This window comes from Ferrovibrio sp. (genome assembly GCF_002796975.1).
Classification (GTDB): domain Bacteria; phylum Pseudomonadota; class Alphaproteobacteria; order Ferrovibrionales; family Ferrovibrionaceae; genus Ferrovibrio.
The window spans coordinates 41,415-62,099 of the sequence record NZ_PEKV01000015.1 but is presented as its reverse complement, the minus strand read 5'-3'; the positions used below and the strand labels follow the sequence as shown (position 1 = coordinate 62,099).

General features: G+C 62.9%; 17 protein-coding genes and 3 pseudogenes. All 20 read left to right on the top strand.

Translation table 11 applies throughout. The features are described 5' to 3' along the window. Window positions 1-4 precede the first annotated feature (4 nt). The 20 genes and pseudogenes from CTR53_RS17305 to CTR53_RS17210 all read left to right on the top strand — a co-directional run bounded on the left by CTR53_RS17305 (window position 5) and on the right by CTR53_RS17210 (window position 20,627). Window positions 5-643, top strand: coding sequence for an NADH-quinone oxidoreductase subunit C (locus CTR53_RS17305; RefSeq protein WP_290816330.1), 639 nt, complete (start codon window positions 5-7; stop codon window positions 641-643). 1 nt (window position 644) lies between these two features. Continuing rightward, on the top strand, window positions 645-1,823 hold the full coding sequence (locus CTR53_RS17300) for an NADH-quinone oxidoreductase subunit D (protein WP_290816327.1): 1,179 nt from the start codon (window positions 645-647) through the stop codon (window positions 1,821-1,823). Next, on the top strand, window positions 1,820-2,458 hold the full coding sequence (nuoE, locus tag CTR53_RS17295; protein ID WP_290816324.1) for an NADH-quinone oxidoreductase subunit NuoE: 639 nt from the start codon (window positions 1,820-1,822) through the stop codon (window positions 2,456-2,458). The genes CTR53_RS17300 and nuoE overlap by 4 nt, the downstream gene beginning before the upstream one ends. Before the next feature lie 14 nt (window positions 2,459-2,472). After that, the gene (nuoF, locus tag CTR53_RS17290; protein ID WP_290816321.1) at window positions 2,473-3,771 is read left to right on the top strand and encodes an NADH-quinone oxidoreductase subunit NuoF; all 1,299 of its coding nucleotides are present in this window, start codon (window positions 2,473-2,475) and stop codon (window positions 3,769-3,771) included. 18 nt (window positions 3,772-3,789) lie between these two features. Next, window positions 3,790-5,806 (top strand): annotated as a pseudogene (locus CTR53_RS17285) (molybdopterin-dependent oxidoreductase). Window positions 5,807-5,819: 13 nt separating this feature from the next. Continuing rightward, a pseudogene (locus CTR53_RS17280) lies at window positions 5,820-6,747 on the top strand (NADH-quinone oxidoreductase subunit H). A 3-nt stretch (window positions 6,748-6,750) separates the two neighbouring features. Then, window positions 6,751-7,239 carry an NADH-quinone oxidoreductase subunit NuoI gene (gene nuoI, locus CTR53_RS17275; protein WP_290816318.1) on the top strand — a complete coding sequence of 163 codons (489 nt, stop codon included), beginning with the start codon at window positions 6,751-6,753 and terminating at the stop codon, window positions 7,237-7,239. A 26-nt stretch (window positions 7,240-7,265) separates the two neighbouring features. Beyond that, the gene (locus tag CTR53_RS17270; RefSeq protein ID WP_290816315.1) at window positions 7,266-7,880 is read left to right on the top strand and encodes an NADH-quinone oxidoreductase subunit J; all 615 of its coding nucleotides are present in this window, start codon (window positions 7,266-7,268) and stop codon (window positions 7,878-7,880) included. A 2-nt stretch (window positions 7,881-7,882) separates the two neighbouring features. Then, window positions 7,883-8,191, top strand: a complete 309-nt coding sequence (nuoK, locus tag CTR53_RS17265) for an NADH-quinone oxidoreductase subunit NuoK (RefSeq protein WP_290816312.1) — start codon at window positions 7,883-7,885, stop codon at window positions 8,189-8,191. Between the two features lie 14 nt (window positions 8,192-8,205). After that, the gene (nuoL, locus tag CTR53_RS17260; RefSeq protein ID WP_290816592.1) at window positions 8,206-10,134 is read left to right on the top strand and encodes an NADH-quinone oxidoreductase subunit L; all 1,929 of its coding nucleotides are present in this window, start codon (window positions 8,206-8,208) and stop codon (window positions 10,132-10,134) included. A 4-nt stretch (window positions 10,135-10,138) separates the two neighbouring features. Continuing rightward, window positions 10,139-11,653, top strand: a complete 1,515-nt coding sequence (locus CTR53_RS17255; protein WP_290816309.1) for an NADH-quinone oxidoreductase subunit M — start codon at window positions 10,139-10,141, stop codon at window positions 11,651-11,653. A gap of 10 nt (window positions 11,654-11,663) precedes the next feature. Continuing rightward, window positions 11,664-13,100, top strand: a complete 1,437-nt coding sequence (gene nuoN, locus CTR53_RS17250; RefSeq protein ID WP_290816306.1) for an NADH-quinone oxidoreductase subunit NuoN — start codon at window positions 11,664-11,666, stop codon at window positions 13,098-13,100. A 6-nt stretch (window positions 13,101-13,106) separates the two neighbouring features. Continuing rightward, window positions 13,107-13,838, top strand: coding sequence for a biotin--[acetyl-CoA-carboxylase] ligase (locus CTR53_RS17245; RefSeq protein WP_290816303.1), 732 nt, complete (start codon window positions 13,107-13,109; stop codon window positions 13,836-13,838). A gap of 12 nt (window positions 13,839-13,850) precedes the next feature. Further along, window positions 13,851-14,565, top strand: a pseudogene (locus CTR53_RS17240) (type III pantothenate kinase). Between the two features lie 14 nt (window positions 14,566-14,579). Further along, window positions 14,580-16,235 carry a ribonuclease J gene (locus CTR53_RS17235; protein ID WP_290816301.1) on the top strand — a complete coding sequence of 552 codons (1,656 nt, stop codon included), beginning with the start codon at window positions 14,580-14,582 and terminating at the stop codon, window positions 16,233-16,235. Window positions 16,236-16,361: 126 nt separating this feature from the next. Further along, window positions 16,362-16,766, top strand: a complete 405-nt coding sequence (gene mce / locus CTR53_RS17230) for a methylmalonyl-CoA epimerase (protein ID WP_290816298.1) — start codon at window positions 16,362-16,364, stop codon at window positions 16,764-16,766. A gap of 19 nt (window positions 16,767-16,785) precedes the next feature. After that, the gene (locus CTR53_RS17225; RefSeq protein WP_290816295.1) at window positions 16,786-17,046 is read left to right on the top strand and encodes a DUF1467 family protein; all 261 of its coding nucleotides are present in this window, start codon (window positions 16,786-16,788) and stop codon (window positions 17,044-17,046) included. A 280-nt stretch (window positions 17,047-17,326) separates the two neighbouring features. Further along, entirely contained in the window at window positions 17,327-17,839 is a 513-nt protein-coding gene (locus tag CTR53_RS17220) for a hypothetical protein (protein ID WP_290816292.1), read from the top strand. A 104-nt stretch (window positions 17,840-17,943) separates the two neighbouring features. Continuing rightward, complete coding sequence (proS, locus tag CTR53_RS17215; RefSeq protein ID WP_290816289.1) at window positions 17,944-19,269, top strand: proline--tRNA ligase; 1,326 nt, start codon at window positions 17,944-17,946, stop codon at window positions 19,267-19,269. A 104-nt stretch (window positions 19,270-19,373) separates the two neighbouring features. Beyond that, complete coding sequence (locus CTR53_RS17210; protein WP_290816286.1) at window positions 19,374-20,627, top strand: lipoprotein-releasing ABC transporter permease subunit; 1,254 nt, start codon at window positions 19,374-19,376, stop codon at window positions 20,625-20,627. The last annotated feature ends 58 nt before the right edge of the window (window positions 20,628-20,685 follow it).

The following is a 20,685-nucleotide window of genomic DNA, read 5'->3' as shown; positions in this document are numbered from 1 at the left end:
GGACATGACCGACAGCAAGGCGATCTTGCGCGAACAGGAACAGGGACTGCGCGACCTGGCCGACCATCTGGCCGCCGGCCTTGGCGCCGATCTGCTGGATGCGAAGATTGCGCTGGGCGAACTGACCATCCGCGTGCCGGCCGAGCGCATCGTGAAGGTGCTGAGCTTCCTGCGCGATGACGGCAACTGCCAATTCGCCGAACTGATCGATATCACCGGCCTCGACTGGCCGGAGCGCGCGAAGCGTTTCGATGTCGTCTATCACCTGCTGAGCCTGAAGCTGAACCAGCGCGTGCGCATCAAGGTCGAGACCGACGAAGAGACTCCGGTGCCGTCCGCCATCAGCGTCTATTCCGCCGCCAACTGGTTCGAGCGCGAGACCTGGGACATGTATGGCGTGATGTTCTCCGGCCATCCGGACCTGCGCCGTATCCTGTCGGATTACGGTTTCGAAGGGCATCCGCTGCGCAAGGATTTCCCGCTTACCGGTTACATCGAAGTGCGTTACGACGAGTCGCAGAAGCGCGTGGTCTACGAGCCGGTGCAGCTGCAGCAGGAATTCCGCCGCTTCGATTTCATGAGCCCGTGGGAAGGCGCGAAATACGTGCTGCCGGGCGACGAAAAGGCCGAGGGGCAGAAGTAACATGGCCGAAGTCTCCATTGCCAACTACATGGTCAACTTCGGGCCGCAGCATCCCGCGGCCCATGGCGTGCTGCGCCTCGTCATGGAACTCGATGGTGAGATCGTCGAGCGTTGCGATCCGCATATCGGACTGCTGCATCGCGGCACCGAGAAGCTGATTGAGCACAAGACCTATCTGCAGGCGGTGCCGTATTTCGACCGCCTCGATTACGTCGCGCCGATGAATCAGGAACATGCCTTTGCTCTGGCCACCGAAAAGCTGCTCGGTCTGGAAGTGCCGGCGCGCGGCCAGGCGATCCGCGTGCTCTTCGCCGAGATCGGTCGCCTGCTCAATCACCTGCTGAATGTGACGACTCACGCGCTTGATTGCGGCGCCATGACGCCGGCGCTGTGGGGCTTCGAGGAACGCGAGAAGCTGATGGAATTCTACGAGCGCGTTTCCGGCGCTCGCATGCACGCGGCCTATTTCCGTCCCGGCGGCGTGCACCAGGACATGCCCAAGGGCATGGAAGAAGACATCGTCAATTACCTGCCGCGCATGCTGAAGGTGATCGAGGATATCGAAGGCCTGCTGACCGAGAACCGTATCTATCGCCAGCGCAACGTCGATATCGGCGTGATCAGCGCCAAGGATGCGATCGACTGGGCTTTCTCGGGCGTGATGCTGCGCGGCTCGGGCGTTGCCTGGGATCTGCGCAAGTCGCAGCCTTACGATGGCTACGAGAAGTATGATTTCGATCTGCCGGTGGGCAAGAACGGCGACTGCTTCGACCGCTATCTCTGCCGCATCGAAGAGATGCGCCAGAGCGCGAAGATCGTCGAGCAGGTGATTGCCGCCATGCCGACCGGACCTATCGCGTCGGACGACCGCAAGATCGTGCCGCCCAAGCGCGGCGAGATGAAGAAGTCGATGGAAGCGCTGATCCATCACTTCAAGCTCTACACCGAAGGCTATCGCGTGCCGGAAGGCGAGGCTTATGCCGCCGTCGAGGCGCCGAAGGGCGAGTTCGGCGTGTATCTGGTGTCGGACGGCTCGAACAAGCCGTATCGCTGCCGCATCCGCGCGCCGGGCTTCCCGCATCTGCAGGCGACCGATTTCATGTCGAAGGGTTACATGCTGGCCGACGCCGTCTCCATCGTCGGCAACATGGATATTGTGTTCGGGGAGATCGATCGATGAGCGGCGTACATATCGCACCGCCCGAGATGCAGCCGGCCAGCTTCGCCTTCACGGCGGAGAATCTGGCGCTGGCCAAGACGCATATCGCCAAGTATCCGGCCGGCCGCCAGCGCAGCGCGGTGATGCCGCTGCTGGATATCGCGCAGCGCCAGCACGACAACTGGGTGCCGCAGGCTGCGATCCGCTATATCGCCGAAATGCTCGATGTGCCGGTGATCAAGGTGCTGGAAGTCGCCAGCTTCTACACGATGTACAACCTGGCCCCGGTCGGCACGCATTTCGTGCAGGTCTGCACGACGACGCCGTGCTGGCTCGCCGGTTCGGATAAGGTGCTGAGCGCCTGCAAGAAGCATCTCGGCCTCAATCCGGGCGAGACTTCGGCCGATGGCAAGTTCACCGTGATCGAGGTGGAGTGCCTCGGCGCCTGCGTGAACGCGCCGATGCTGCAGTATAACGACGACTTCTTCGAAGACCTCGATGAAGAGAGCACCGGCCGCATCCTCGAAGCGCTGAAGCGCGGCGAGACGCCAAAGCCCGGCCCGCAGAATGGCCGCCTGTCGTCGGAGCCGCTCGGCGGCGCGACGACCCTTACCACTTTCAATCCCGCGGCTTCGGCCGGCGGGAATGACGACTGAGGCGGAGCCAGATCATGCTTCAGGATAAAGACCGCATCTTCACCAATCTCTACGGCCAGCAGTCGTGGCGCCTTGAGGCTGCCCGCAAGCGTGGCGACTGGGACAACACCAAGGCCATCCTCGACAAGGGCCAGGACTGGATCATCGACGAGATGAAGAAGTCCGGCCTGCGCGGTCGCGGTGGCGCCGGCTTCCCGACCGGCATGAAGTGGTCCTTCATGCCCAAGCAGTCCGACGGCCGCCCGTCGTATCTCGTCGTCAATGCAGACGAGGGCGAGCCGGGCACCTGCAAGGACCGCGACATGATGCGGCACGATCCGCACAAGTTGGTCGAGGGCTGCCTCGTCGCTGGCTTCGCCATGCGCGCGGTCGCGGCCTATATCTATATCCGCGGTGAATTCTTCCGCGAGGCCGAGAATCTGCAGGGCGCCATCGATGAGGCCTATGCGGCCGGCCTGATCGGCAAGAATGCGTGCGGCTCCGGCTTCGATTTCGACGTCTATGTCCATCGCGGCGCCGGCGCCTACATCTGCGGCGAAGAAACCGCGCTGATCGAAAGCCTGGAAGGCAAGAAGGGCCAGCCGCGCTTGAAGCCGCCGTTCCCGGCCAATATGGGGGTCTGGGGTTGCCCCACCACGGTGAACAACGTCGAAAGCATCGCGGTCGCGCCGACCATCCTGCGTCGCGGCGGTGAGTGGTTCGCCGGCATCGGCCGTCCGAACAACACCGGCACCAAGGTCTTCTGCATTTCCGGCCATGTGAACAAGCCGTGCAATGTCGAAGAAGAGATGGGCATTCCGCTGAAGGAACTGATCGAGAAGCATGCCGGCGGCGTGCGTGGCGGCTGGGACAACCTGCTGGCGATCATTCCGGGCGGCTCGTCGGTTCCACTGCTGCCCAAGTCGATCTGCGACGACGTGCTGATGGATTTCGACAGCCTGCGTGCGCAGCGTTCGGGCCTCGGCACCGCGGCCGTCATCGTCATGGACAAGAGCACCGACGTGGTGCGTGCCATCGCGCGGCTCTCGAAATTCTACAAGCATGAATCCTGCGGCCAGTGTACGCCGTGCCGCGAAGGCACCGGCTGGATGTGGCGCGTGATGGAGCGTCTCGTGCAGGGCAAGGCCGAGAAGCGCGAAATCGACATGCTGCTGGAAGTCACCACGCAGGTGGAAGGCCACACGATCTGCGCGCTCGGCGATGCCGCGGCCTGGCCGATCCAGGGCCTGATCCGGCATTTCCGCGGTGAGATCGAACGCCGCATCGACGCATATCACACAGGCGCGCCGGTTCTGCCGGCGGCGGCTGAGTAGGCGGGGGAAGGGTAAGCAATGCCCACGTTGACCATCGACGGTATCCAGGTAACGGTCGAGCCCGGCACCACCGTGCTGCAGGCCTGTGAACTGGCCGGCAAGGAAATCCCGCGTTTTTGCTACCACGAACGCCTCACCATCGCCGGCAACTGCCGCATGTGCCTGGTCGAGCAGGAAAAGGCGCCGAAGCCGATCGCGTCCTGCGCGATGCCGGCTGCCGACAACATGGTGATCAAGACCGATACGCCGCTGGTGAAGAAGGCCCGCGAAGGCGTGATGGAATTCCTGCTGATCAACCATCCGCTCGATTGCCCGATCTGCGACCAGGGCGGCGAATGCGACCTGCAGGACCAGTCGGTCGGTTACGGCAAGGGTTCCTCGCGCTACGACGAGAACAAGCGCGCGGTGAACGACAAGTATATGGGTCCGCTGGTTGCCACCACGATGACCCGCTGCATCCACTGCACCCGTTGCATTCGCTTCGCGCAGGAAGTGGCCGGCGTGCCGGAACTCGGCGCCATCGGTCGCGGCGAAGACATGCAGATCACCACCTATCTCGAGCAGGCGATGACGTCGGAAATGTCCGGCAACGTGATCGACCTCTGCCCGGTCGGTGCGCTCACCTCGAANNGTCGGTGCCAATATCCGTGTCGACGTGCGCGGTCGCGAAGTGATGCGCGTACTGCCGCGCCTGAACGAGGACGTCAACGAGGAATGGCTCTCCGACAAGAGCCGCTTCGCCTATGACGGCCTGCGCAACCGCCGCCTCGACCGGCCTTACGTTCGCAAGAACGGCAAGCTGCAGGAAGCGACCTGGGCTGAGGCCTTCGCTGCCATCGCTGCGAACGTGAAGGGCCTGCAGGGCAGCCAGATCGCCGCCATCGCCGGCGACATGGCCTGCGCCGAGAGCATGACCGCGCTGAAAGACCTGATGGGCAAGCTGGGTTCGGCCAATCTCGATTGCCGCCAGGACGGCGCGCAGATCGATCCGTCGAACCGTGCCGGCTACCTGTTCAACAGCGGCATCAGCGGCATCGACGACGCCGACGCGATCCTGATCGTGGGCAGCAATCCGCGCCGCGAAGCCGCCCTGATCAATACACGTATCCGCAAGCGCTATCTCACCGGCAAGGTGAAGATCGCCCTGATCAGTTCTGAGCAGCCGCAGCTGACCTACAAATACGAATATCTCGGTGCCGGCGCCGCGACGCTGAAGGACATCGCCGAAGGCCGTCACGCCTTTGCTGAAGTCCTGAAGGGCGCGCAGAAGCCGATGCTGATCCTCGGCCAGGGCGCAATTGCCCGCGCCGATGGCGCCGCCGTGCTGGCGCTGGCCAAGCAGGCCGTCGACAGCCTCGGCCTCATCAAGGACGGCTGGAACGGTTTCAACATGCTGCACACCGCCGCCGCTCGCGTCGGTGCGCTCGACCTCGGCTTCGTACCGGGCCAATCTGCAGATGGGCAGGGCGGCAAGGATGTCGCCGGCATTCTGGCCGGCGCGCAGGCGGGCGAGATCAAGGCTGTCTGGCTGCTGGGTGCCGACGAGATCGACACCAGCAAGCTCGGCTCAGCTTTTGTGATCTATCAGGGCAGCCATGGCGATGCCGGCGCGAAGCGCGCCGACGTGATCCTGCCGGGTGCCGCCTATGTCGAGAAGGACGCCACCTGGGTGAATACCGAGGGCCGCGTGCAGCTCGGCCGTCGCGCCGCAGCGCCTCCGGGCGATGCCCGCGAGGACTGGGCGATCATCCGCGCCGTCTCCGAACCGCTCGGCCACAAGCTGCCCTACGACAACCTGGGCATGCTGCGTCGTCGCATGCTGGAAGTCGCGCCGCATTTCTCCGGTGTCGACAAACGCGGCACAGCGAACTGGGGTGCTTTCGGCACGGCCGGCAGCGTTGCCGATGCGCCGTTTGCCTCGACGGTTTCCGATTTCTATCTGACCAATCCGATTGCCCGCGCTTCCGCGACCATGGCCGAATGTTCGGCGATCGCGCGCGGCGCTGCCCAGCCGAAGACGGGTACCCATGACTGAGTCTCTCTGGCAAATGCTCTGGACCGGCTACGTCTTCCCCGGCGGGTTGATCCTCGTCCATATCCTGATGCTGCTGGTGCCGCTGCTGGTCGCGGTGGCCTACCTCACGCTGATGGAGCGTAAGGTGCTGGCGGCGATGTCGTTGCGCATGGGTCCGAACGTGGTGGGCCCATTCGGCCTGCTGCAGCCGCTGGCCGATGCAGCCAAGCTGATCTTCAAGGAAACCATCATCCCGTCGGGTGCGAACAAGTTCCTGTTCATCGCGGCGCCCTGCATCACCTTCATTTTGGCGATGATCGCCTGGGCGGTGATTCCGGTCGGTGACGGCCTGGTGATCTCCAATATCAATGTCGGCGTGCTGTATCTCTTCGCCATNNGCGCAGATGGTGTCCTACGAAGTCTCGATGGGCCTCGTCATCATCACTGTGCTGCTCTGCGTCGGTTCGCTGAACCTGAGCGCCATCGTGAATGCCCAGAAGACAGTTTGGTTCGCCCTGCCGCTCTTCCCGATGTTCATCGTCTTCTTCATCTCGGCGCTGGCCGAAACCAATCGGCATCCCTTCGATCTGCCGGAAGCCGAAGCCGAACTGGTTGCCGGTTACCAGGTCGAATACTCGTCGATGGCATTTGCGCTGTTCTTCCTCGGCGAATACGCGAACATGATCCTGATGTCGGGCATGACGACGATCCTGTTCCTCGGTGGCTGGCTGCCGCCCTTCGACGTCGCACCATTCAACTGGATTCCGGGCGTCGTCTGGTTTTGCCTGAAGGTCTTCGTCCTGCTGTTCGTGTTCATCTGGGTGCGCGCCACTGTGCCGCGCTACCGCTATGACCAGCTGATGCGTCTGGGCTGGAAGGTGTTTCTGCCATTCTCGCTGTTGTGGGTGGTGTTGACGGCTGGCGTCCTGCTTGCCTTCGACCTGCTGCCGAAAGGGGTCTGAGCCATGGCTTTGCTCGATCGCGGTGCTCGCTCGATCTTCCTGTGGGAAGTGGTGAAGGGCCTTGGACTCACCTTCGCCTATATGTTCAAGCCGCGCGCCACGCTGAACTATCCGTATGAAAAGGGTCCGCTGAGCCCGCGCTTCCGCGGCGAGCATGCGCTGCGCCGTTATGCCAACGGCGAAGAACGCTGCATCGCCTGCAAGCTCTGCGAAGCGGTCTGCCCGGCCCAGGCCATCACCATCGAGGCCGAGCCGCGCGATGACGGTTCGCGCCGCACCACGCGCTACGACATCGACATGACCAAGTGCATCTACTGCGGCTTCTGCCAGGAAGCCTGCCCGGTTGATGCCATCGTCGAAGGGCCGAATTTCGAATTCGCCACCGAGACGCGCGAAGAACTGTTTTACGACAAGGACAAGCTGCTCGCGAATGGCGAGCGCTGGGAATACGAGATTTCGCGGAACATCGCCGCGGACGCGCCGTATCGATGAGCGCGCCGCAGGCGAGGGGGTAAACGATGATTATCCAGGCTCTGGCCTTCTACCTGTTCGCAGCCATCACCGTGGCCTCCGGCTTCATGGTGATCGCGTCGCGCAACCCTGTGCACAGCGTGCTGTTCCTGATCCTGGCCTTCTTCAATGCGGCCGGCCTGTTCGTGCTGATGGGCGCCGAATTCCTCGGCATGCTGCTGGTGATCGTCTATGTCGGCGCCGTGGCGGTGCTGTTCCTCTTCGTGGTGATGATGCTCGACATCAACTTCGTCGAGCTGCGGCAGGGCTTCCTGCAATACCTGCCGGTCGGCGGCACCATCGGCCTCATCCTGCTGGTTGAACTCGCCATGGTGCTGGGTGGCTGGGCGGTCACTCCGGCGGCCAAGACAGTTTCCGCCGATCCGATCCCGGCGCTGGATAAGGTCACCAACACCCATGCGCTGGGGCAGGTGCTCTATACGAAATACATCTACCTGTTCCAGGGCGCCGGCCTGATTCTGCTGGTCGCCATGATCGGCGCCATCGTGCTGACGCTGCGTTCGCGTCCCGGCGTGAAGCGCCAGAGCATCTCCGAGCAGGTCAACCGCCCGCGCGACGAAGCGGTGGCGATCCGCAAGGTCGAGCCGAGGAAGGGAATCTGACCATGACCATCGGCCTCGGACATTATCTCACGGTCGCCGCGATCCTATTCACGCTCGGGATTCTCGGCATCTTCCTGAACCGCAAGAATGTGATCGTCATTCTGATGTCGATCGAGCTGATGCTGCTCGCCGTCAACATCAACCTGGTGGCCTTCTCCACCCACCTGAACGACCTGGTCGGCCAGGTTTTCGCCCTGTTCGTGCTGACGGTGGCGGCGGGCGAGGCGGCCATCGGCCTGGCGATCCTGGTCGTGTATTTCCGCAACCGCGGCACCATCGCGGTTGAAGACATCAATATGATGAAGGGCTGAGGCCAGCGATGACGATGTACCATCTGATCGTTTTCCTGCCGCTGCTGGCAGCGATCATCGCCGGCCTGTTCGGCCGCAGGATCGGCGACGCCGCCTCGATGGCCGTCACCTGCGTGGCGGTGATCATCTCGGCCGTTCTGTCCTGGGTTGCCTTCTACCTCGTGATCTCGAAGGGCATGGTCGTCACCGTCAAGGTGCTCGACTGGATCGATTCCGGTACTTTCTCGGTCGATTGGGCGCTCAAGATCGACCAGCTCACTGCCGTCATGCTGGTGGTGGTCAATACCGTGTCAGCCGTCGTGCATGTCTATTCCGTCGGCTATATGAGCCACGATCCGCACCGGCCGCGCTTCTTCGCCTATCTGTCGCTGTTCACCTTCGCCATGCTGATGCTGATCACGGCGGATAACTTCGTGCAGCTCTATATGGGCTGGGAAGGCGTCGGCCTCGCGTCCTACCTGCTGATCGGCTTCTGGTTCCACAAGCCCAGCGCCAATGCCGCCTCGATCAAGGCCTTCGTGGTCAACCGCGTCGGTGATTTCGGCTTCGCGCTCGGCATCATGGCGCTGTTCTTCGCCACCGGCAGCGTCGGCTTCGATGCCGTCTTCTCGGCGGCGCCGGATCTGGCCGGCAAGACCTTCCACTTCCTGTGGAAGGACTGGGACATACTGACGGTCGCCACCTTCCTGCTGTTCCTCGGTGCCATGGGCAAATCGGCCCAGCTCGGCCTGCACACCTGGCTGCCGGACGCCATGGAAGGCCCGACACCGGTGTCGGCGCTGATCCATGCCGCGACGATGGTCACCGCCGGCGTCTTCATGGTTGCGCGCTGCTCGCCGCTGTTCGAATACGCGCCCGATACGCTGGCCTTCGTCACCTTGATCGGCGCCAGCACGGCCTTCTTCGCCGCCACGGTCGGTCTGGCGCAGAACGACATCAAACGCGTAATCGCCTATTCGACCTGCTCGCAGCTCGGCTACATGTTCTTCGCGCTGGGCGTTTCGGCCTATCCGGCCGCGATCTTCCACCTGTTCACGCATGCCTTCTTCAAGGCGCTGCTGTTCCTCGGCGCCGGCTCGGTGATCCACGCCGTCGACGGCGAGCAGGACATGCGCCGCATGGGCGGTCTGTGGAAGCACATCAAGATCACCTATGTGATGATGTGGATCGGCAGCCTCGCGCTGGCCGGTTTCCCGATCTTCGCCGGCTATTACTCCAAGGATATGATCCTCGAAGTGGCCTACGCCGCCGGCGGGATAGGGCAGTATGCCTACATCATGGGCATGGCCGCCGCGATCCTGACCGCCTTCTATTCCTGGCGCCTGCTGTTCATGACCTTCCATGGCAAACCGCGCGCCGATCATCACGTGATGGAACACGTGCATGAAAGCCCGATGATCATGCTGGTGCCGCTGTTCGTGCTGGCCACCGGCGCGGCCTTTGCCGGCATCGCCTTCCACGATGGCTTCATCGGCCATCACTGGAAGGAATTCTGGGGCAGCTCGATCCTGATCCTGGAAAACCACAAGGCGATGGAAGAAGCGCATCACGTGCCGTTCCTCGTCAAGGTCGGCCCGATCATCGTCGGCATTGTCGGCATCTTCATCGCCTGGATCGCCTATATCCGCGATACCACGCTGCCGCATCGCGCCGCTGCACAGCAACCGATGCTGTATCAGTTCCTGCTGAACAAGTGGTATTTCGACGAGCTGTACGACCGCATCTTCGTGCGTCCGACCTTCTGGCTCGGCAACCTGCTGTGGAAGGGCGGCGACGGCAAGATCATCGACGGCCTCGGCCCCGATGGCTTGGCCGCCACGGTGGTTCGTCTGGCCCGGCGCGCCTCGATCCTGCAGTCCGGTTACGTCTATCACTATGCCTTTGCCATGCTGATCGGCGTGGCGGCGCTGGTGACTTATTTCTTCAGTGCGATGGGGCACTAATCCGATGTCGAGCATGCCCTTGCTGTCGATCGTCACTTTCCTGCCGCTGGTCGGCGCCGCCTTCATCTTCCTGGCGCGCGGTCCGGAAGAGATCGTTGCCCGCAATGCCCGTTCGGTGGCGTTGTGGACCACCACGATCACCTTCCTGGTGTCGCTGCTGATCTGGCTGAATTTCGACAATTCCACGGCGACCTTCCAGTTCGTCGAGAAGGGCGAATGGATCGGCGCCGGCATCAATTACCATATGGGCGTCGACGGCATTTCCATGCTGTTCGTCATCCTCACCACCTTCCTGATGCCGTTCTGCATCCTGGCCAGCTGGGAAGCCATCGAGCATCGCGTCAAGGAATACATGATCGCCTTCCTGGTCATGGAGACCCTGATGGTCGGCGTGTTCTGCGCGCTGGATCTGGTGCTGTTCTACCTGATGTTCGAGGCTGGCCTGATTCCGATGTTCCTGATCATCGGCATCTGGGGCGGCAAGCGCCGCATTTATGCCAGTTTCAAGTTCTTCCTCTACACGCTGCTCGGATCGGTGCTGCTGTTGCTGGCGCTGCTCTACATGTATTTCACCGCCGGCACGACCGACATCCCGAGCCTGATGAAGGCCGGGCTGTTCTCGGCGCAGGCGCAGACCTGGCTCTGGCTCGCCTTCTTCGCATCTTTCGCCGTGAAGATGCCGATGTGGCCGGTGCATACCTGGTTGCCCGATGCGCACGTTGAAGCGCCGACCGCCGGCTCGGTCATCCTGGCCGCCGTGCTGCTGAAGATGGGGGGCTACGGCTTCCTGCGCTTCTCGCTGCCGATGTTCCCGATTGCCTCGGAATATTTCGCGCCCTTCGTCTTTGCGCTCAGCGTGATCGCCATCGTCTACGCCTCGATCGTGGCGCTGGTGCAAGAGGACATGAAGAAGCTGATTGCCTATTCCTCGGTGGCGCATATGGGCTTTGTCACCATGGGCATCTTCGCGCTGAATACACAGGGCGTCGAAGGTGCCATCTTCCAGATGCTCAGCCACGGCATCATCTCCGGCGCGCTGTTCCTCTGCGTCGGCGTGGTCTACGACCGTCTGCATACCCGCGAGATCACGCGCTACGGTGGCCTGGCCAATAACATGCCGAAATACGCCACGATCTTCATGCTGTTCACTATGGCCAATGTCGGTCTGCCGGGTACCGGCGGCTTCGTCGGCGAACTGCTGACGCTGGTCGGTGCCTTCCAGGCCAATACCTGGGTGGCGCTGATCGCCACCACCGGGGTGATCTTTGCTGCCGCTTATGCGCTCTATCTCTATCGCCGCATTGTCTTTGGCGAGCTGACCAAGGCCGACCTCAAGGCGATGGTCGACCTGTCGCCGCGTGAAATCGCCATCTTTGCACCGCTGGTGATCATGACGCTGTGGATGGGCATCTATCCCGCGCCGTTCTTCGATGTGATGGCCGCCTCGGTCAAGCATCTGCTCGACCAGCACCAGACCGCGATGGCCGCCGCCAAGGCGCTCGCCACCGCTGCCCGCTAGGAGTTCAACCGTGACCGCTCTGCCCGCACTCGCGCCTGCCTATCCGGAACTCTGGCTTGCGCTCTCGGCCATGGCACTGCTGATGTTCGGCGTCTTTCGCGGTGAGGGCTCGACCCGCCTGGTGTCGTGGCTGGCGGTGCTGGTGCTGCTGATCGGCATTGCTTTGGTCGCCATGCAGCCGGCAGAATCGGTTGCCACCTTCGGTGGCCTGTTCGTGGCCGACGGTTTTGGCCGCTTCGCCAAAGTGCTGATCCTGCTCGGCTCGGCTTTCGCCATCGTGCTGTCGCTCGGCTATAACCGCTACGAGCGGATGGAGCGTTTCGAGTATCCGGTGCTGATCCTGCTGGCCAGCACCGGCATGATGATGATGGTCTCGGCCAATGACCTGATCGCGCTATATCTCGGCCTCGAACTGCAGTCGCTGTCGCTGTATGTGCTGGCCGCCTTCAAGCGCGATTCCGGCCGCGCCACCGAGGCTGGCCTGAAGTATTTTGTGCTGGGGGCGCTGTCGTCGGGCATGCTGCTCTACGGCGCCTCGATGATCTACGGCTTTGCCGGTTCGACCAATTTCGCCCAGATCGCCACTGCACTCGGCGGCCATGCGTCGATCGGCCTGTTGGTCGGTATCGTCTTCCTGTCGGCCGGTCTTGCCTTCAAGGTTTCGGCCGTGCCCTTCCATATGTGGACGCCCGACGTCTATGAAGGCGCACCGACGCCGGTGACCGCCTTCTTCGCCGTCGCGCCGAAGATTGCCGCGATGGCGCTGTTCGTGCGTGCGATCCTGACGCCGTTCGGCGACATCGCCCATGAATGGCAGCAGATCATCATCGTGATCAGCACACTCAGCATGCTGCTCGGCGCTTTCGCGGCCATCGCGCAGACCAACATCAAGCGCCTGATGGCATATTCGTCCATCGGCCATGTCGGTTATGCCCTGATCGGGCTTGCGGCCGGCACGGAAGAGGGTGTGCGCGGCATCCTGATCTATCTGGCGATCTACCTTGCCATGAATGTCGGCACCTTCGCCTGCATCCTCTGCATGCGCCAGAAGGACCAGATGGTCGAAGGCGTGAGCGATCTTGCCGGCCTCGCCAAGACCCATCCGGGCATGGCTTTGCTGCTCGCCGGCTTCATGTTCTCGCTCGCCGGCGTGCCGCCGCTGGCCGGCTTCTTCGGCAAGTTCTACATCTTCATGTCCGCGATCAATGCCGGCCTCTATACGCTGGCGGTGATCGGCGTGCTCAGCTCGGTGGTGGGCGCTTACTACTATCTGCGTATCGTCAAGATTATGTATTTCGACGAAGCCTCCGAGCCGCTGGCCAAGCCGGTGCGTGGCGAGCTGGGCGCGGTGATGACCGTGACCGGGCTGTTCACCATGCTGTTCTTCATCTGGCCGGCACCGCTGCTGGACATGGCCGGTGTCGCCGCCAAGGCGCTGTTCCCGTAATCTGTCATGGTCGCCTGGTCCCTCCGGGCATTCGACAGCCTCGACAGTACCAATGAGGAAATCCGCCGCCAGGCTGAAGCCGGCGCGGCGGAAGGTCTTGCAGTGCTGGCGCGCACGCAGACTGCCGGTCGCGGTCGCCGCGGTCGCGCCTGGGAGTCGCCGCCGGGCAATCTGTTTCTCTCGCTGCTGCTGCGGCCGAAGGCGACACCCGCCGAGGCTGCCACGCTGTCCTTCCTGACTGCCGTGGCGCTGCTTGAGGCGCTCGATCTCGCAGCGATACCGGCAAAACTCACCTGCAAATGGCCGAACGACGTGCTGGTGAACGGCGCCAAGATCGCCGGCATCCTGCTGGAGTCACGCACCGGTTCAGACGGTGCACTCGGCTGGGTCACGGTTGGCATCGGCGTCAATCTCGCCTGGCATCCGTCTGAAACGTCGTATCCGGTGACCTCGCTGGCCGCCCACGGCGTCACGACAGCGCCGGAAGAATTTACGAACTGGCTGCTGGCGCGTTACGGCTACTGGTATGGCCGCTGGCAGGCGGAGGGCTTTGCGCCGGTGCGCGCGGCCTGGCTGGCCCGCGCGCAGGGGCTGGGGCAGCCTGTTATTGTGCGGCTGCCCGACAGCGAGTTACATGGAGTCTTCGTGGCGCTGGATGACTGCGGCGCTCTTCTGCTGGAATTGCCCGACGGCCGCAGGCAGACTGTGACCGCCGGTGACGTGTTCCCGGCCGGCTGAAAAGGACGTGCCATGCTGCTCGCCATCAATGCCAACAACACGAATGTGAAATTCGGCGTCATCGACGGCGACCGCATCCTCGGCGAATGGCGCCAGCATACCTCGGCGATGCGCACCGCCGACGAACACGCCGTCTGGCTGCTGCAACTGATGCAGATCGAAGGCATCGATCCCAAGCAGGTGCGGGAGGCCATCCTCGCCAGCGTGGTACCGCAGGCCACCTTCAACCTGCGCCGGCTCTGCACCCGTTATTTCAACACCGAGCCGCTGGTGCTCGGTGAGCCGAACGTGAAATACGGCGTGCAGATCAAGGGGCAGGGCGCCGGCGCCGACCGTATCTGCAACACCGTCGGCGCGTCCATCCTGTTCCCGCGCACGCCGATGATCATCGTCGATTTCGGCACCGCGACGACCTTCGATGTGGTCGACGAGGACGGCAGCTATTGCGGCGGCGTGATCGCGCCGGGCATCAACCTCTCCATNNCCGAAAAGCGTGATCGGCATTAATACCGTGGCCTGCATGCATTCCGGTGTCTTCTACGGCTATGTCGGGCTGATCGAGGGCATCGTCGCGCGGATCCGGGGCGAGTTCGGCCGGCCGATGCGGGTGATCTCCACCGGCGGCCTGGCCCCGGTTTTCGATGGCGCCACAGATGTGATCGAGAAGATCGTGCCCGATATCACCGTGCGCGGCCTGATCGAAATCTATCGTCGCAGCACGCAGTGAAGTCATAGGACGTGATGTCAGAACGCCTCGATAAGGACAGCCTGTATTTCCTCCCGCTCGGCGGGGTGAACGAAATCGGCATGAACCTGAACCTGTATGGTTACGGGGATCAGTGGATCATGGTCGATCTCGGTACCAGCTTCGCCGATGAAGGCATGCCTGGTGTCGACATGGTGGTGCCGGATGTCGTCTGGATCGCCGGCCGGCGCGAGAAGCTGCTCGGCCTGATCCTGACCCATGCCCATGAAGACCATCTCGGCGCCATCAGCCATTGCTGGGAAGACCTGCAATGCCCGGTCTGGGCGACGGGGTTTGCGGCCAGCGTGCTGCGCCGCAAGCTGGAAGAGAAGGGCTTGGTTGACGAGGTGCCCGTGCATATCTACCAGCCGGGCGATCTGATCGAGCTGGGGCCGTTCAAGATCCGCTCGATGAACATCACGCATTCGACGCCCGAGAGTCAGGCGCTGGCGATCGAGACGCCGCGCGGCACCGTGCTGCACACCGGCGACTGGAAGCTCGACCCGCGCCCGATGCTGGGGCCGCAGACCGAGATCGAAACGCTGCGCAGCTATGGCGACAAGGGCGTGCTGGCGCTGGTCTGCGACAGCACCAATGTGTTCAGTCGCGGTACCTCAGGCTCGGAAGGCGAGGTCCATGACGCGCTGCTGCCGCTGCTGAAGGACAAGCCGGGGCGTATCGCGATCACGACGTTTTCCTCCAACCTGGCGCGGCTCGAAACGCTGTTCCGGACCGCAAAGGATCTCGGCCGTCATGTCTGCCTGATCGGCCGTTCGCTGCATCGCTTCATCGCAGCGGCGCAGGAGAACGGCTACCTCAAGCACATCCCCAACCAGGTGGACGAGCGCGAGGCCGGCTTCCTGCCGCGCGAGAAGATCATGTACATCTGCACCGGCTGTCAGGGCGAGCCGCGTGGCGCGATGGCGCGCATCGCCTTTGGCAGTCATCCGCATGTGGTGATGTCGCCCGGCGATACCGTGGTGTTTTCCTCCAAGATCATTCCGGGCAACGAACGCACGCTGTTCCGGCTGCATAACGAACTGGTGCTCAAAGGCATCGAGGTGATCACCGAGAAGGATGCCTTCGTGCATGTCTCCGGGCATCCCTCGCGCGACGAACTGGCCGAGATGTATGCGCTGGCCCGGCCGCAGATCGCAGTCCCTGTGCATGGCGAACCGCGTCATCTGGTCGAGCATGCGCGCTTCGCCCAGAGCCTGCAGGTGCCGCACGGCATCGTGCCGCGCAACGGCGACCTGATCCGTCTGGCGCCCGGCGAACCCGATGTGGTGGAGCAGGTGCCGGCAGGACGTCTGGCCATCGACGGCGACGAACTGGTGGCGGTGCAGGGCGGCGCTCTGGGCGTGCGGCGCAAGCTGGCCTTCAATGGCGCGGCAGCAGTCACTCTTGTCGTCGATGACCGCGGCAAGCTGCTGACCGATCCGCAGGTGATGCTGGCCGGCGTGGTGAATTTCGAGATCGAGGATATCGAGGACGAGATCGCCGAGGAAATTTCCGATGCCATCGACAATCTGAAAGCGTCGCGCGACGACGCGGCACTGGAGCAGGCGGCGATCCGGGCGATGCGCAGCTACCTGCGCAGCCTGACCGGCCGTAAGCCCATCTGCCAGGTACAGATCGTCCGGATGCCCTGACTCAGGGGTTAAGCTGGGCGTAAGCTATTCAGCTGCTGCGACTATCCGTCCGCTTGCCGGCCGGCCCGTTCGCCCCCATATTGCAGTGCAGAAACGCCAGCAGGAAACCCGCCTCAGGAAGCCATCATGATCGGTCGCCTCAACCACGTCGCCATTGCTGTGCCGGACCTCGCCGCCGCCGCCGCCATGTATGCCGATACGCTCGGTGCCAAGGTGTCGGCCCCGCTGGCCCAGCCCGACCATGGCGTCACGGTCGTGTTCGTCGAGCTGCCCAACACCAAGATCGAACTGCTGCATCCGCTGGGCGAGGGCTCGACCATCGCCAAATTCCTCGCCAACAATCCCTCGGGCGGCATGCACCATGTCTGCTATGAGGTGGAAGACATCATCGCCGCGCGCGACCGGCTGAAGGCGCAGGGCGCCCGCGTGCTGGGCGATGGCGAGCCGAAGATCGGCGCGCATGGCAAGCCTGTGCTGTTCCTGCACCCGAAGGATTTCGCCGGCACGCTGGTCGAGATCGAGCAGGTCTGAGTTACGCCGAGCAACCGCCATGACCTGGTACAACAATCTCGTCGCCTTCATCATCATCTACATGCTGATGCTGTTCTGCGTGCTGCCTATCGGGGTGAAGACCGCCGACGAGGCCGGCGAGGAAAAGCTGCCCGGACAGGCCGATTCCGCTCCGGCCAATCCGCGGCTCGGCTTCAAATTCCTGCTCTGCTTTGCGATCAGCAGCGTGATTTTCGGGGTCTATTACGTGGTCGGGTATTACGACCTGCTCGACATCGCCGGCTTGCTCGGCCGCGGCTAAGCCGCTTCTTACCCCCAGAAATGCAAACAGCCCGGGATGGGGCTGCGGTCACTCTACCTATAGGGGTAGTTTTCGTAAGCAGTGCTCACAAAAAAGAAAGGAGCAAGGACATGCCTCGCTCCGCACCCCGTCTCGCACGGGTAAGTTTAAGCCTCCCCAGACTTGGGCCGCCTGTTACCAAGCGGTTGCGTAATTTCTATACCGAATGATGAAAGCGTTGTCATCCAAAAAGTTATGACCTCCTAACAGAATCGTAACAATGCCGCGCTATGCTGGGAAAATGCTCCGGATTCCGACCATCCTGCTGCTCGGTCTGCTGCTGCTACCCCTAGGGAATTCAGCTCCGGCCACTGCCCAACCCGCCAAAACCCCGTCCGACTCGGCCCTGCCGACTGTGGTCGCACTCGATGCCCGCGATTGCCGCCGCCTGCTGGCGCAGCGGAACATTCTCGTGCCGCATCAGCCCGCGCCGGACGTGAATTACCAGCCCGGCCGCGATGTCGATTCCCAGGGCAGGCCGATAGCGCCGGCCGATCTGCCGGGCGGCAATCCGCTGCCGCTCGACGGCATGATTGAACTGCCGCTACGCATGCCGCTGTCGGGTCTGCCCGGCCTGTCGCAGGTGCCCAGCGACATGAAGCGGGAATCGGGCCTGGCGATCGCCACACTCGCCATCGATCCGATGAGCGGCAAGCTGGCCTTCAACGGCCAGCCGCTGCAGCCGCAGAGCGAGGACGCCGTGGCCGCCGCCTGCCGCGAGCACATGGCCAAGGCCGGCCAGCCAAAGCGCTAATCGGGCCCTGGCGGGCAGGGGCCATTGCAGCCAGCAGGATGGAGCCTTAAAAACGCCCCATTACCCGGCCATCACCGCACGATAAATTCAGGAAATCCCACAATATGCGGCTCAGCAGCTACTTCCTGCCCGTTCTGAAGGAAAACCCCTCCGAGGCCCAGATCGTCAGCCATCGGCTGATGCTGCGTGCCGGCATGATCCGGCAGAATGCCGCCGGCATCTACAGCTGGCTGCCGCTCGGCCATCGCGTGCTGAAGAAGATCGAGCAGATCGTGCGCGAGGAGCAGGACAATGCCGGCGCACAGGAACTGCTGATGCCGACCATCCAGTCGGCCGAGCTGTGGCAGAAGAGCGGCCGCTACGAGGATTACGGCAAGGAGATGCTGCGCATCACCGACCGGCATGAACGGCCTTTGCTCTACGGTCCGACCAACGAGGAAATGCTGACCGATATCGTCGCGAACGAGTGGAAGAGCTATCGCGACCTGCCGAAAATCCTCTACCACATCCAGTGGAAATTCCGCGACGAGGTACGTCCGCGCTTCGGCGTCATGCGTGGTCGCGAATTCCTGATGAAGGATGCCTATTCCTTCGATCTCGATCAGGCTGCTGCGCGCCGTTCGTATAACCGGATGTTCGTGGCCTACCTGCGCACCTTCGCGCGGCTCGGCCTGAAAGCGATCCCGATGCAGGCCGATACGGGTCCGATCGGCGGCGACCTCAGCCATGAATTCATCGTGCTGGCCGAAACCGGCGAGAGCGGCGTGTTCTGCGACAAGGCGCTGATCGAGCGCGACGTGCTGGGCGAGGCGGTCGACTACAATGCCGATCTGCAGCCTATTGTGGATTCGTGGACCGCGCCTTATGCGGCCACGGAAGAAAAGCACGACACCGCGCGGTTCGAGGCGCTGCCCAGGGAACGCCAGGTGGCGGCCCGCGGTATCGAGGTGGGCCATATCTTCTATTTCGGCACCAAGTATTCCAAGCCGATGGGCGCCGTGGTGGCAGGTCCGGGCGGCGAGCAGATCACGCTCGAAATGGGCTCTTACGGTATCGGCGTGTCGCGCCTGGTCGGCGGCATCATCGAGGCGAGCCATGACGACAACGGCATCATCTGGCCGATGAGCGTGGCACCGTTCCATGTCGGCCTGATCAATCTCAAGGCCGGCGATGCCGATTGCGACAAGGCCTGCAACGATCTTTACGGCAAGCTGCAGTCCGCTGGCTTTGACGTGCTGTATGACGACCGCGACGAGCGCGCCGGCGCAAAGTTCGCCACCATGGACCTGATCGGCCTGCCGTGGCAGGTGACGGTCGGTCCGCGCGGCCTGAAGAACGGCGTGATCGAGATCAAGAACCGCAAGACCGGCGAGAAAGAGGAACTTTCCGTCGACGCGGCGCTTAACAAGCTCGCGGCGGCCAAGGTTTGATCGTGGCTAAATTTCTCGTCATCCCCGCGAAAGCGGGGATCCAGACTCTGGGTTCCCGCTTTCGCGGGAACGACGAAGTAGTGTTTTAACTACAGGTCGCCCCCATGCCCTTCTTCTCGCGCTTCGAATGGATGCTCGCCCTGCGGTACTTAAGGGCGCGGCGGCAGGAGGGTTTCATCTCGGTGATCGCGGTGTTCAGCTTCCTCGGTATCATGCTGGGTGTGGCGACTCTGATCATCGTGATGAGCGTGATGAACGGCTTCCGCGCCGAACTGGTCGGCCGCATCCTCGGCCTCAACGGCCATCTGACCATCCAGTCCGAGGCCGCGCCGGTGATCCGCGACTTTGAATTCGTCGTCGACGCGGTGGGTAAGTTGCCCGGCGTGGTGATGGCCAACCCGATCATCGAGGGCCAGGTGATGGCCACCACTGACCGCGGCGCCTCCGGCGTGATGGTCCGCGGCGTGCGGCCGCAGGATCTGGTGAAAGAGAGCGCCATCGCCAAGGGTATCCGCGAGGGCAAGCTGCAGGATTTCCATGGCGACGATGCCGCCGTGATCGGGCATCGTCTGGCGCGCAAGCTGGGTCTGCGTGTCGGCGACCAGATCACGCTGATCTCGCCGCAGACCAATGCCACACCATTCGGCAGTGTGCCGCGCCTGGTGCGGTACCAGATCGTCGCGGTCTTCGATGTCGGCATGTTCGAATACGACAGTGCCTTCGTCTATCTGCCCTTCGAGGCCGCCCAGGTTTATTTCCGTCTGCAGAACCAGGCCTCGGCGGTGGAAGTGCGGCTGGTCGAGCCGGACAGGGCGCGCGAAGCCGCCCGCATGATCAGCCAGCGGCTCGGGCCGGGCTATCGCATGTATGACTGGCAGCAGGCCAATGCGCAGTTCGTCAGTGCGCTGCAGGTCGAACGCAACGTGATGTTCCTGATCCTGACGCTGATCATCGTGGTGGCGGCTTTCAACATCATCTCCAGCATGATCATGCTGGTGAAGGACAAGACGCGCGACATCGCCATCCTGCGCACCATGGGCACGGCGCGCGGTGTCGTCATGCGCGTCTTTGTCATCGCCGGCGCCAGCATCGGCGTGCTGGGCACAGCCTCGGGTTTCGCGCTCGGGCTTGTCTTCTGCCTCAATATCGAAAGCATCCGCCAGGCCCTGCAGGCGATGACCGGCTGGCAGCTTTTCCCGGCCGAGATCTACTTCCTGTCGCAACTGCCGGCCAAGGTCGACAGCACGGAAGTTGTATATGTCGTGGCGATGGGTCTGATCCTGTCGCTGCTCGCCACGCTCTATCCGAGCTGGCGCGCCGCCCGCCTCGATCCGGTGGAGGCGTTGCGGTATGAGTGATCATCATTTCGTCGTCCCCGCGAAAGCGGGGACCCAGTCTTTCCATTGTCTGGATTCC